This window comes from Streptomyces spiramyceticus (assembly GCF_028807635.1).
In the GTDB taxonomy this organism is placed as follows: Bacteria; Actinomycetota; Actinomycetes; order Streptomycetales; family Streptomycetaceae; genus Streptomyces; species Streptomyces spiramyceticus.
This window is the reverse complement of record NZ_JARBAX010000001.1, coordinates 157,811-172,222: the sequence shown is the minus strand read 5'-3', so window position 1 is coordinate 172,222 and position 14,412 is coordinate 157,811. Positions and strand designations below refer to the sequence as shown.

Below are 14,412 nucleotides of genomic sequence, written 5' to 3'. Positions count from 1 at the left end.
AGGCGGGTCGTCTGCTCAAGCTGGTGAAGGAGCGGGTGCGGGCGGTTCCTGGTCGACGGGCTCGGCTACGGGATGTTGCGCTACCTGAATCCGGAGACGGCCTCCGCGTTAGAGGGGCTGCCGTCGGCGCAGATCGGCTTCAACTACCTCGGCCGCTTCACGCCCCGCCGACGAGACGGCGGGAGGTAGTTGGCGGCCCGACGCCGACACGGTCCTCGGCGGGGCGGCCGACGACCAGATGGTGCTGATGCATGCGACTGGAGGCCGGTGGGCTGGTACGCCGACCTGCCGGGCGGACCCGAGCTGACGGTCACCCTGGCTGCCCGGTCGGCCTGTTCGAGGAGGAGGCGCTGGGGGAGCTGGCGTCCGGCTGGGTCGCGATGCTCACCGGCCTGGCGGCCCACGTGTCCGAGCCGGGAAGCGGCGGCCACACCCCGTCCGACTTCCCGCTGGTCGTGCTCGGGCAGGACGACATCGAGGAGTTCGAGGCAGACGTCCCCGGCCTGGTCGATGTGTGGCCGTTGTCGCCGCTGCAAGAAGGCCTGCTCTTCCACGCCCGGTACGACGAGCAGATACGGGACGTCTACGTCGAGCAGACCTTCGTAGACCTGGAAGGAAGCCTGGACACGGGTGTGCTCCGGGCGTCGTGGCAGGTGTTGTTGGACCGGCATGCGAGCTTGCGGACCGGTTTCCGGCAGTCGGCCGGGATGGACAGCCCGGTCCAGGTGGTCGTACGGGATGTGGTGCTGCCGTGGCGCGAGGTGGACCTGTCCGGTCTGTCCGACGCGGACGCCGAGACCGAGGCCGTACGGCTGGCCAAGGGGGAACAGACCCGGTTCGACCTGGCGGTTCCGCCGATGCTGCGGTTGTTGCTGGTGAGGGTGGGCGGAACGCGATACCGGCTGGTTGTGACGTTGCATCACATCGTGCTTGACGGCTGGTCGTTGCCCGTCCTGTTCGGCGAGCTGTCGGAGATCTACGCGGCCGGCGGCGACGCGAGTGGGCTGCCGGCGGTGACGCCGTACCGGGACTATCTGGAGTGGCTGGGCCGACAGGACAAGGAAGTCGCGCGGGAAGCATGGCGGGCGGCCCTGGTGGGGACGTCCGAGCCGACTCTCGTCGGACCGGTCGACCGGGGCGGGGAACCGATGTCCCCCCGGACGATCAGCACTTCGGCCGACCCGGAGCTCACCGGGGCACTGCACGCGATGGCGCGCGCGAACGGGTTCACGCTGAACACGGTGATCCAGGGCGTCTGGGGCGTGCTGGTCGGGATGCTCGCGGGCCGGACCGATGTGGTGTTCGGCGCCACGGTCGCAGGCCGTCCGGCCGACCTTCCGGGCGTCGAGCGGATGCTGGGACTGCTCATGAACACCGTCCCGGTGCGGGTGCGTCTCGACCCGCGGCGGACGGTAGCGGAGCTGCTGGCCGATCTTCAGGCGCAGCAGGCAGACCTGATAGCGCATCAGCACCTGGGGCTGACCGAGATCCAGCGGATCGCCGGTGCGGGCGCCAGCTTCGACGCCTTGCTGGCGTACGAGAACTATCCGCGCCACCCGGAGGGGCCCCTGCGGCTCGACGGCGTGACGGTGGGCGGACTGGACGGCGAGGACGCGGCCCACTATCCGCTGTTCCTCGGCGTCATTCCCGGCGACCGGCTGGAACTGCGGCTCGACTACCGGCCCGACGTGCTCGACGAGGCGACCGTACGCGCCCTGTCGGGACGGCTGGTGCGGCTGCTGGAGCAAGTGGCGGCCGATCCCGGGCTGCCGGTCGGTCAGCTGGAGCTGCTCGATGAGGCCGAGCGCCACACGGTGGTCGAGGAGTGGAACGAAACCGGCCGGCCGATCCCCGCGACGACGCTGCCGGAGCTCTTCGGGGCCCAGGTGGCGAGGACGCGGGGTGCGGTGGCGGTGGTGGATGACGAGGGGCCGTCCCTGACGTATGCGGAGCTCGACGAGCGGTCCAACCGGGTGGCGCGTTGGCTGGTCGGCCGGGGTGTGAGGCCCGAGGGGCGGGTGGCCGTGCTGATGGAGCGGTCGGCCGACCTGATGGTGGTGTTGTGGGGTGTGTTGAAGGCCGGTGCGGCGTACGTTCCGGTGGATCCGGACTATCCAGCCGATCGCATTGGGTACGTGCTGGCCGATGCCGCGCCCTCGGTTGTGGTGTGCACGAGCAAGACAGCCGGTGATTCCTCGTGGACGGTGTGGGACGACGAGGCGACCGTCGCGGAGGTCGCGTCGTATCCGGGTGATGCCCTTGATGTGAATCTGATGCCCAATCACCCGGCTTACGTGATCTATACGTCGGGGTCGACGGGGCGTCCGAAGGGCGTTGTGGTCTCGCACGCGGCGATTGTGAACCGGTTGTTGTGGATGCAGGACACCTTTCGGTTGTCGGCCGACGACCGGGTGCTGCAGAAGACCCCGACCGGTTTCGATGTGTCGGTGTGGGAGCTGTTCTGGCCGTTGATCGTGGGTGCCGGTCTGGTGATGGCCAAGCCCGGTGGGCATCGTGATCCGGTGTATCTGGTGGATGTGGTGGTGCGGCGTGGTGTGACGGTGATGCACTTCGTGCCGTCGATGCTGAGTGTGTTTCTGCAGGAGGTTCAGCCGGGCGACTGTGCTGGTTTGCGGCGGGTGATCTGCAGCGGTGAGGCGTTGTCGGCGGACGTGGTCGGTGAGTTCCACGGGCTTCTGGGCGCCGGGCTGTTCAACCTGTACGGGCCGACCGAGGCCGCGGTGGATGTCACGTTCTGGGACTGTTCGCGCGGGGCGTCGTCCGGGGTGGTGCCGATCGGCCGTCCGGTGTGGAACACGGGGACCTATGTGCTGGACGAGTTCCTGCGTCCCGTTCCCGTCGGCGTGACGGGGGAGCTGTACCTGGCGGGTGTTCAGCTGGCCCGGGGCTATGCGGGCCGGGCCACCCTGACGGCGGAACGGTTCGTCGCCTCGCCCTACGGCGGCCGTATGTACCGGACCGGTGACCTCGCACGTTGGTCGCCGGACGGCGAGCTGCTCTATGCGGGCCGCGCCGACGACCAAGTCAAGATCCGCGGCTTCCGGATCGAGCTGGGCGAGATCGAGAACGTACTGGCCGAGCACAACACCGTCGGCCAAGTCGTGGTGCTCGCGAGGCAGGACCAGCCCGGGACCAAGCGGCTGGTCGCGTACGTCGTCCCGGCCGAGGGCACCCTCGACGCCGACCTGTTGCGGGACTACGCCGCCGACAGGCTGCCGGAGTACATGGTGCCCGCCGCGATCACGCGGCTGGAGACCTTGCCCGTCACGGTCAACGGGAAGCTGGACCGGGCCGCGCTGCCCGCCCCCGAGTTCGGCGGTACGTCGAGCCGTGGCCCCGCCACACCGGTGGAAGAGGTGCTGTGCGGGCTGTTCGCCGACGCGCTGGGCTTGGAACGGGTCGGTGCGGAGGACTCGTTCTTCGAGCTCGGCGGCGACTCCATCATGTCGATGCTGGTCGTCTCCCGGGCCCGCCGCGCCGGAGTGGTGATCACCACGCGCCAGATGTTCGAGTACCGGACCCCGGCCGCGCTGGCCAGGGTCGCCGCGACGGCGAAGACGAACGCCCGCGTGGACGAGCGGGCGGTCGGCGCCGTGCCGCTGACCCCGCTGATGCGCGAGCTGTCCGAGCGGGCGGGCCCGACGGTCCTGACCGGGGCGTTCTCCCAGACGATGCTGATCGAGGTCCCGGCCGGGCTGGAGCTGACGCGCTTGGAGGCGGCGGTTCGGAAGGTGCTGGACCACCACGACGTACTACGTGCGCGCCTGGAGCTCGTCGACGGTGAGCCGGGCTCGCTGGTCGTACCGGAGAAGGGCTCCGGGCTGTCTGACGTCCGGCGCGTGGACGCGGCGGGACTGGACGTCGACCCCGAGCGGCGGATCGGCGTGGTGCGGTCGTACGCCGAGGAGGAGGCGAAGCAACTCGACCCGCTCGCGGGGCGGATGGTGCGGGTGGTGTGGTTCGATGCCGGACCGGATCTGCCCGGCTGGCTGCTGGTGGTGGCTCATCACCTGGTGGTCGACGGTGTGTCGTGGCGCGTGCTGGTCCCGGACCTTGCGACCGCGTACACGTCGGGCATCGATACGGGCGCGGCCACGGGGCTGGATACGGGCCTGGGTACGGGCCTGGGTACGGGCCTGGATACGCCGACCACGTCGTTCCGGCGATGGTCGGAGGCGCTCGCCGCAGAGGCAATGAACGCGGAGCGGGTGGCCGAACTGCCGCTCTGGAGTGGCATGTTGGAGGGCCCGGACCCTGTGCTGGGTGAGCGGGCACTCGATCCGGCCGTGGACACTGTGGCCGGTGGGACGCGGCGGGTCGAGTTCCGGGTGCCCGTGGCGGTGACGTCGGAGCTGCTGACGCGGGTACCCGCGGCCTTCCATGCCGGTATCGACGACGTGCTGCTGGCCGGCCTGGTCGCGGCCGTGGACGAGTGGCGTGAAGTACCGGGCGGCCTGCTCGTGAACGTGGAGGGCCACGGCCGCGTGCCGCTCTCCGACGACATGGACCTGTCGCGTACGGTCGGCTGGTTCACGAGCTCGTATCCGGTCAGGCTCGATCCCGGCACGGTCGACCACGACCGGATCCGCGAGGGAGGCGCGGACGCGGGCCGCCTGATCAAGCGGATCAAGGAGCAGGTGCGGGCCGTCCCCGGTGATGGGCTCGGCTACGGGCTGTTGCGCCACCTGAACCCGGAGACGGCTCCGGCGTTCGCCGGACTGCCTGTGGCACGGGTCGGCTTCAACTACCTCGGCCGGTTCACTCCCACCCACGACGACGTACGCGGGAACTGGCAGCCCGACGGCGACACCGTCCTCAGCGGCACGGCCGACGAACGCATGGTTCTGACGCACGAGCTCGACGCCGGCGGACTGGTCCGAGACCTGCCCGACGGGCCCGAGCTGACGATCTCGCTGGCCTGCCCGGCGGGATTGCTGGACGACGCGGCGCTGAACGAGATCGCCGCAGGCTGGGTGGCGATGCTCAGCGGCCTGGCGGCCCACGCCGCCGAATCCGGCAGTGGTGGCCACACACCGTCCGACTTCCCATTGGTTGCTCTCGGCCAGGACGAGGTCGAGGAGTTGGAGGCGGCTGTTCCAGGTCTGGTCGATGTGTGGCCGTTGTCGCCTCTGCAGGAGGGCCTGCTCTTCCACGCCCGGTACGACGAGGGTGCCCGCGATGTCTACGTGGGCCAGCGGTTCCTGGACCTCGACGGGGCCCTGGACACGGGAGTGCTCCGGGCGTCGTGGCAGGCGTTGTTGGACCGGCATGCGAGCTTGCGGACCGGTTTCCGGCAGTCGGCCGGGATGGACATCCCGGTCCAGGTGGTCGTACGGGATGTGGTGCTGCCATGGCGCGAGGCGGACCTGTCAGGTCTGTCCGAGGCGGACGCCGAGGCGCAGGCAGTCCGGCTGGCCGAGGAAGAGCAGGCGAGCCGGTTCGATCTGGCGGTTCCACCGGCGCTGCGGTTGTTGCTGGTGAAGCTGGGCGGCTCGCGCCACCGGCTGCTGGTGACCTCGCACCACATCGTGATGGACGGCTGGTCGCTGCCCGTCCTGTTCGATGAGCTGTCACAGATCTACGCGGCCGGCGGCGACGCGGGCGCCCTGCCGCCGGTGACCCCGTACCGGAACTACCTCGCCTGGCTGGGCCGTCAGGACAAGGAAGCCGCCCGGGACGCCTGGCGCGAGCTGCTCGCTGGTGCCGACGACCCCACGCTGGTGGGACCCGTCGACGGCGGCGGAGAACAGATCGGACACGTCGTCGCCAACACCGGCGAACAACTCACCCGGACGCTGCAAGCGACGGCCCGCAAGCACGGGCTGACGATGAACACCCTGGTCCAGGGTGCGTGGGCCGTTCTGGTCGGGATGCTGTCGGGCCGTACCGATGTGGTGTTCGGTGCGACGGTCGCGGGCCGTCCGGCCGAACTTGCGGGCGTGGAGCAGATGCTGGGGCTGTTCATCAACACCGTTCCGGTGCGCGTCCGCCTGCGTCCGGGGCAGCGGTTCGCCGACCTGCTGGCAGATCTCCAGGTCCAGCAGGCCGAACTGATCGCCCACCAGCACCTGGGCCTGACCGAGATCCAGCGCATCGCGGGTGCGGGCGCGACCTTCGACACCCTCGTCGTCTACGAGAACTATCCGCACGACCCTGACGCCGCCACAGGTCAGCCCGGAGGACTCCCGATCACCGGAGGCGGGGGCGAGGAAGCGGCCCACTACCCGCTCACCCTCATCGCGACCCCCGGCGACGGACTGGAACTGCGGCTGGAGTACCGGCCCGACGTGTTCGACGAGCCTACGGTCCAGGCCCTGGTGGCCCGGCTGACCCGGCTCCTGGAACAGATCACCCTCGACCCGGAACTTCGGGTCGGCGAACTCGACGTACTGGAACCGGCCGAACGGCAGCGGATCCTCAAAGACTGGAACGACACGGCCCGCCCAGTCCACGCCACGCTGCTCACCGACCTGTTCGAGGCACAGGCCGCGCGGACCCCCGACCTCGACGCGGTCGTCAGCACGGACGGCGCCCTGACGTACGCGGCGCTGGAGGCGCGGGCCAATCAGGTCGCCCACCGGCTCATCGACCGGGGAATCGGCCCGGAGGACCTGGTCGGCGTACTGATGGAACGGTCGGCCGACCTGTTCGCGGTGCTGCTCGGTGTGCTCAAGTCGGGCGCGGCCTACGTGCCGATCGACCCCGGCTATCCGGCCGAGCGGATCGGCTTCATGCTCGCCGACGCCCGCCCGGCACTGGTGGTGTGCAACGGCAGGAGTGCGGAGACCGCCGCCGGGTTCGAACGGCTCATCTGGGACGCCCCGGACGTGGTCGCCGACCTGTCGGGCCGTCCGACGACCGCACCGAGCGACGCCGACCGGGTCGCGCCGCTGCGTCCCTCCCACCCCGCGTACGTGATCTACACCTCCGGCTCGACCGGGACCCCCAAGGGCGTCGCGGTACAACACCGCGGATTCGTCAACTACGTGAACTGGAGGGTCGGCGCCTACGGCTGGGGTCCCGGCGACCGGGTCCTGCAATTCGCCTCGGTGTCCTTCGACACGTCCGTGTCGGAGATCTACCCGACACTGGTCGGCGGGGCGACCCTGTGCGTCGCCCAGCGGGACGGCGACATCCTGCTGGAGCTGGAGACTCTGGCCGTCAACGCCGTCACCTTCACGCCGAGCGTCCTGGAGACGCTCGTGGGGGACGACGCGCGGACGGAAGCGGTCCTGCGGAAGATCGAGCACATCGTCACCGCGGGCGAGGAGTGCAGCCCCGAGGTGCTGCGGCGGTGGGCTCCGGGACGGTCGTTCTACAACGAGTACGGCCCGACCGAGGCCACGGTGGACGTCACCTGCTGGACGGCGCCCGCCGAGCTCCCCGACGTCGTGTCGCTCGGCGGCCCGATCGCCAACGTCCGGGTGTACGTACTGGACGAGCACCTGCGCCCGGTTCCGCCCGGTGTGACCGGAGAGCTGTACGTCGCGGGGGCAGGGCTGGCGCGCGGTTACGTCCGGCGCCCGAATCTGAGCTCGCAGCGCTTCGTCGCCTGCCCCTTCTCGGACTCCGGGGAGCGGATGTACCGGACCGGTGACCTGGCACGCTGGACCACCGGGGGCGAACTGCGGTTCGCGGGCCGGGTCGACGACCAGGTGAAGATCCGCGGCTTCCGGATCGAACCGGGCGAGATCGAGGCGGTGCTCGCCGCGCACGAAAGCGTAGGCCAGGTCGTGGTGATCGCCCGCGCCGACCAGCGGGAAGGCCGCGCCCGCCCCATCAAGCGCCTGGTCGCGTACGTGGTGCCCGCGGACCCGCACACCGGCATCGATGCCGAGGCGCTGCGCGACCACGTGGCCGGGCTGATGCCGGAACACATGGTTCCGGCCGCCGTCGTCGCGCTCGACGCCCTGCCCGTCACGGTGAACGGCAAGCTCGACCGGGCCGCGCTGCCCGCACCCGAGCCCGGCGCCCGCCCGGCCGGCCGAGGCCCGGCCACGCCGGTCGAGGAGGTGCTCTGCCGCCTGTTCGGCGAGGCCCTGGGCCTGGAACAGGTCGGCGCGGAGGACTCGTTCTTCGAGCTCGGCGGCGACTCGATCATGTCGATGCTGGTCGTCTCACGCGCCCGTCGCGCCGGAGTGGTGATCACCGCCCGGCAGGTGTTCGAGCACAAGTCCGCGGCGGGCCTCGCCCGGGTCGCCACCGCGATCGCCACCGAGCCAGTCGCCGTGATGCGGGAACCCGATGTGCCCGTGGGACGAGTGCCCTTGACGCCCGTCATGCGTGAACTGGTCGAGCGGGCGGGACCGACCGCGCTGACCGGATCGCTGACCCAGTCGATGCTCGTGGAGGTGCCCGCCGACCTGGATCTGTCCCGGCTGGCGGCGGCGGTACGGGCGCTGCTCGACCATCACGACATCCTGCGCGCCCGTCTCGAACTCGTCGACGGCGAGCCGGAGTCGCTGATGGTGCCGGAGAGGGGCTCCGGGCCGTCGGGCGACGACTGTGTGATGCGCGCCCCGACGCCGGATGTGGCAGCCGAGTTCCGGCGCGCGGTGGACCGGCTCGACCCGCAGGCAGGGGTGATGATCCAGCTGGTGTGGTTCGACGCCGGCGCCGAAGTGCCCGGACGGTTGCTGCTGGTGGCGCATCACCTGGTCATCGACGGCGTGTCCTGGCGGGTGCTTCTCCCCGATCTCGCGGCAGCCTACGAGGCACTGGAGGCCGGACGGGACATCGAACTCGACACGGTCGAGACGTCGTTCCGGCGGTGGGCACGCGCCCTGGAGAAGCAGGCGGCGGAGGCGGGCCGGGTGGCCGAGCTGCCGAACTGGACCCGGTTGCTCGACGGCCCCGACCCGTTGATCGGGAAGAGGGCGCTCGACCCGGCCGTGGACACCGTGGCCGCCGGCGTACACGCCGTCTCCCTGCCGGTGCCCGTTCCGGTGACGGCGGACCTGCTGACCCGCGTTCCGGCGGCTTTCTACGCAGGCGTCGACGACGTCCTGCTGGCCGGTCTGGCCGGTGCGGTGGCCGAGTGGCAGCGGGGGAGAGGCCGTAACACCGAGGCCGGGATGCTCGTGGACGTCGAGGGCCACGGCCGGGTGCCGCTGACCGAGGACCCGCTCTCGGACGACCTGGACCTGACCAGGACCGTCGGCTGGTTCACCGGCTCCTACCCGGTACGCCTCGACCCCGGCACCACGGACTACGCGACGATCCGCTCCGGCGGAGGCGCGGCGGCCGTCCTGATCAAGCAGGTGAAGGAGCAACTGCGCGCGGTACCCGGCGATGGTCTCGGCTACGGGCTCCTTCGCTACCTGAACCCGGAAACGGCCCCGGCTCTGTCCGATGTGCCGACGCCACAGATCGGCTTCAACTACCTCGGCCGCTTCCCCTCCGCGGTTCGGCAGTTGGACGGCCATGACATCGGAAAGGCGAGCTGGCAGCCTGTCGGAGACGTGGTCCTGGGCGGAACGGCGGACGCCCGGATGGCCGTTTCCCATGCCCTCGAAGCCGGTGGACTGGTCCGCGATCTGCCGGAAGGGCCCGAACTGACCGTGACACTGACCTGCCCGACCGGGCTGCTCGACCGGGCCGCGCTCCACGAGCTGGCCACCGGATGGGTCGCGATGCTCACGGGACTGGTGGCCCACACCACCGACCCGGACGGTGCTCCCCGCACCACCGGTCATACGCCCTCCGACTTCACCCTGGTGACACTCGCCCAGGACGAGATCGACGAGTTCCAGATCAGGCTTGCAGACGAAAAGGGACCCCAGTGACCCAGGTGCGTATCGAAGATGTGTGGCCGCTGTCGCCGCTCCAGGAAGGTCTGCTGTTCCACGCGGGATACGACGAGGACACCCACGACGTCTACGTGCTCCAGGGTGCGATGGAACTCCGGGGCGCGCTGGACATCGACCTCTTACGCACGTCCTGGCAGGCGCTGCTCGACCGGCACGCGACCCTGCGGGCGAGCTTCCAGCGGCGAGGGACGGGCCACCCCGTCCAACTGATCGCTTCGGGCGTGCGACTGCCGTGGCGCGAGGTGGATCTGTCCGGACTGGACGGGGCCGAGCAGCAGGTTGAGGCGGATCGGCTCGCGGACGCGGAGAAGGCCCGGTTCGATCTGGCGGTTCCGCCGCTGCTGCGGTTGTTGCTGCTGAAGCTGGACGAGTCGTGTTATCAGCTTGTGCTGACGATGCATCACATTTTGATGGATGGTTGGTCGCTGCCGGTTTTGTTCGGTGAGTTGTCGGAGTTGTACGCGGCGGGTGGCGATGTGTCGGTGTTGCCGCCGGTGACGTCGTATCGGGAGTACTTGGCGTGGTTGGGCCGTCAGGACAAGGATGCGGCGCGGGATGCCTGGAGGGATGCGCTGGCGGGGACCGTCGACCCGACGCTGATACGCCCGGCCGGCCCCGGCGCGAACACATCCGTCCCCGGACACACGACGGTACGGGCCGGCGCCCGGCTGACGGAGGCACTGCGGGAGACGGCGCGTGAACACGGGCTGACGCTGAACACTGTGGTGCAGGGTGTGTGGGGTGTTCTGGTCGGCATGCTGACCGGCCGGAGTGACGTGGTCTTCGGTGCTGTGGTGGCTGGTCGTCCGGCTGATCTTCCGGGTGTTGAGCGGATGCTGGGTCTGTTCATCAATACGGTGCCGGTGCGGGTGCGTCTCGATCCGTACCGGACGATCGCGGAGCTGCTGACCGACCTCCAGATCGAGCAGGCCGAGCTGATCCCGCACCAGCATCTCGGCCTGACGGAGATCCAGCGCCTCGCCGGTGCGGGCGCGACCTTCGACACGCTCTTGGTGTACCAGAACTATCCGCGCAACCCCGACGGGCCGCTGCAGCTCAGCGGCCTGAAGATCGACGGAGCGGCGAGCGAGGACGCCGCCCACTACCCGCTGGCCCTGGCGGTGGCCCCACTGGACGAGCTGGAACTGCGCTTCGACTACCAGCCCGACGTCTTCGACGCGGCGACCGTGCAGACGCTGGGAGACCGGCTGGTCAGGCTCCTGGAGCAGATCGCTGCGAACCCCGCGATGCCGGTGGGCCGGCTCGATGTGCTCGACGAGGGCGAGCGGCGCGTTGTGGTGGAGGGCTGGAACGACACTGCTCGGTCGGTTTCTGCGGTGACGTTGCCGGAGTTGTTCGGGGCGCAGGTGGCGCGGGCTCCGGGTGCTGTTGCGGTTGTTGGCGGTGATGTGTCGCTGACGTATGCGGAGTTGGACGAGCGGGCGAACCGGGTGGCGCACTGGCTGATCGGTCGGGGTGTGGGCCCGGAGTGCCGGGTCGGTGTGGTGATGGACCGGTCGGCTGACCTGGTCTCGGTGCTGCTGGGTGTGGTGAAGGCGGGCGCGGCGTATGTGCCGCTGGATTCCGATCACCCGGTGGAGCGGTTGCGTGCGGTGGTGGCCGAAGCCGGAGTCTCTCTGGTCGTGGCCGACCGTGAGCTTGATGGCCTCCCGACGACAGCAGTGGCGGAGCTGTTCGAGGCCGGCGCGGCCCGGCCGGTGGTCGGTCTCTCTCCGGACAGCCTGGCGTATGTGATGTACACGTCTGGCTCGACCGGTACGCCGAAGGGTGTGGCGGTGACGCACGGGAATGTGGCGAGCTTCGTCGCGGACCGTAGTTGGCGTGATGACGTGGTGGAGCGGGTGTTGGTGCAGGCCAACCACGCTTTTGATGCGTCGACGTATGAGTTGTGGGTGCCGTTGGCACGGGGTGGCCGGTTGGTCCTGTTGCCGCATGGTGAGAAGGACGCGGCCGCGCGTGGCCGGTTGATTGCCGAGCACGGGATCACCAATGTGCATGCGACGGCTGGTCTGTTCCGGGTGCTGGCGGAGGAGTCGCCGCAGATTTTTGCGGGTGTGCGTGAGGTGTCGACCGGTGGTGATGTGGTCTCCGCATCCGCGATACGGGCGCTGCTGGAAGCGTATCCGGATCTTACGGTCCGGTCGACGTACGGGCCGACGGAGACGACCGCGTTCACGACCCAGATCCCGTACCGCGCCGGTGATGTTGTTCCGTCAAGCGTGCCGATCGGCCTTCCGATGGACAACGCCCGGACGTACGTCCTGGACGAATTCCTGCGTCCGGTAGCACCGGGCGTGACAGGGGAGCTCTACGTCGCGGGTTCCGGTCTGGCCCGAGGTTACGACGGCCGCGCGGCCCTGACGGCGGAACGGTTCGTCGCCTGCCCGTACGGCGGTCGGATGTACCGCACCGGCGACTTGGTCCGCTGGTCGAATGATGGCCTGTTGCTGTTCGAGGGCCGTGCTGATGACCAGGTGAAGATCCGTGGTTTCCGGATCGAGCTCGGTGAGGTCGAGGCGGTGCTGGCCGCGCACGAGAGCGTAGGCCAGGTCGCTGTGATCGTCAGGGAAGACCAGCCCGGCGTGAAGCGGCTGGTTGCCTACGTCGTCCCGGCCGGTCAGGAGATCGACGCCGACCCGCTGCGGCAGTACGTCGCGGGCAAGCTGCCGGACTACATGGTCCCCACCGCGATCATGCAGCTCGGCACCCTGCCCGTCACGGTGAACGGCAAGCTCGACCGCGCCGCCCTCCCCGCCCCCAAGTTCGGCGGCAGCGAAGGCCGTGGCCCCGAGACCCCCGTCGAGGAACTGCTTTGTGCGCTGTTCCGTGAGGTGCTGGGGCTGGAGTGGGTCGGCGCGGAGGATTCGTTCTTCGCGTTGGGCGGCGATTCGATCATGTCGATGCTGGTCGTGTCCCGGGCCCGTCGTGCCGGGATCGTGATCACGGCCCGCCAGGTGTTCGAGCACAAGTCCCCGGCCGGACTCGCCGCGGTCGCCATAAGCACCAGTGCGGACGACGCCGACCAGGCGGAACCGGCGGAACAGGACACCGGCATCGGACGGGCCCCGCTGACCCCGGTCATGCTCGATCTCGTCGAGCGGGCGGGCCCGAGCGCGCTGACCGGGGTCCTCTCCCAGTCAATGCTCGTCGAGACCCCTGCCGGCCTTACCCTGCCCAGCCTGTTGGCGGCCGTTCAGGCGCTGCTGGACCACCACGACATCCTGCGCGCCAGGCTCGAACTCACCGACGGGGCCGCCCACTTGGCGGTCCCGGAGGCGGGCTCGGCGGCCGGGGATCGTGTCGTCCGGGTCGACACGGTGGGGCTCACCGCCGAGAGCCTGGCCGAGTTGGTCCGGGACGAGGGACGCCGTGCGGTGGACCGGCTGGACCCACGGGCCGGGGCGATGGTCCAGCTCGTGTGGTTCGATGCCGGACCGGACGTTCCCGGCCGGTTGTTGATGGTGGCCCATCACCTCGTGGTCGACGGCGTCTCGTGGCGGGTGCTCGTCCCGGACCTGGCCGCCGCGTGCACGGCCCTGCAGGAAGGACGCGAACCGCTCTTCGAGCGCGGAACGTCGTACCGGCGCTGGGCCGAGACGCTGGAGTTCCAGGCGCTCAGCACCGAGCGGACCGCCGAAGTGCCCGCCTGGACCCGGCTGCTGGGCGGCCCGAACCCGCTGCTCGGGAAGAGGGCGCTCGATCCGGCCGTGGACACCGTCGCCCGGGGCGTACGCCAGGTCGAGGTCAAGGTCCCGGTCCCGGTGACGACGGAGCTCCTGACCCGCGTCCCGGCGGCCTTCGACGCCGGCATCGACGACGTACTCCTGGCCGGGCTGGTCGCCGCGGTCGGCGAATGGCGACGCCGCCAGGGCCGCAACCTTGCGGGCGGTGTACTGATCGAGGTCGAGAGCCACGGTCGTACCCCGCTCACCGAGGACATGGACCTCACCCGTACCGTCGGCTGGTTCACCGGCTCGTACCCGGTACGGCTGGACCCCGGCACAGCCGAGTACGCGCGGATCCGTTCCGGCGGCCCGGCGGCGGGCGGTCTGATCAGGCGGGTCAGGGAGCAGCTGCGGGCGGTGCCCGGCGACGGGCTCGGCTTCGGGCTGTTGCGCCATCTGAACCCGAAGACGGCCCCTGCACTGGCCGGGCTGCCGACGCCCCAGATCGGGTTCAACTACCTGGGCCGTTTCGCCTCCGGTCCGGCGACGCCGGTGACCGGAGGAGCCTGGCAGCCGGTGGGGGACACGATCCTGGGCGGGACGGCCGACGCCGAGATGCCTGCCTCCCACCTGCTGGAGGCGGGGGGCCTCGTCCGGGACCTGCCCGACGGCCCCGAGCTGACCGTGTCCCTGGTCTGCCCGGTCGGCCCCTTCGAGGAGGCGGCGCTCCACGATCTGGCTGACGGCTGGGTCGCGATGCTCACCGGCCTGGCCTCTCACGTCCCCGAAGCGGACGGCGACCAGCACACCCCCTCGGACTTCCCGCTCGTCGCACTGGCCCAGAACCAGATCGATGCGCTTCAGATCAAGCTCTCCGGCGAAAAGGAGTGACCGCA

2 protein-coding genes are annotated in these 14,412 nt (G+C 70.1%); both read left to right on the top strand.

The genetic code is table 11. The features are described 5' to 3' along the window. Positions 1 to 251 precede the first annotated feature (251 nt). The gene (locus tag PXH83_RS00620) at positions 252 to 9,806 is read left to right on the top strand and encodes a non-ribosomal peptide synthetase (protein WP_274555411.1); all 9,555 of its coding nucleotides are present in this window, start codon (positions 252 to 254) and stop codon (positions 9,804 to 9,806) included. Beyond that, positions 9,803 to 14,407, top strand: a complete 4,605-nt coding sequence (locus PXH83_RS00615; protein WP_274555409.1) for a non-ribosomal peptide synthetase — start codon at positions 9,803 to 9,805, stop codon at positions 14,405 to 14,407. Before PXH83_RS00620 ends, PXH83_RS00615 begins: the two co-directional genes overlap by 4 nt. The last annotated feature ends 5 nt before the right edge of the window (positions 14,408 to 14,412 follow it).

What these genes read in the sequence shown, in the direction of transcription:
- PXH83_RS00620 (WP_274555411.1), top strand. Translation starts at nt 252, where the DNA reads ATGCGACTGGAGGCCGGTGGGCTGGTACGCCGACCTGCCGGGCGGACC.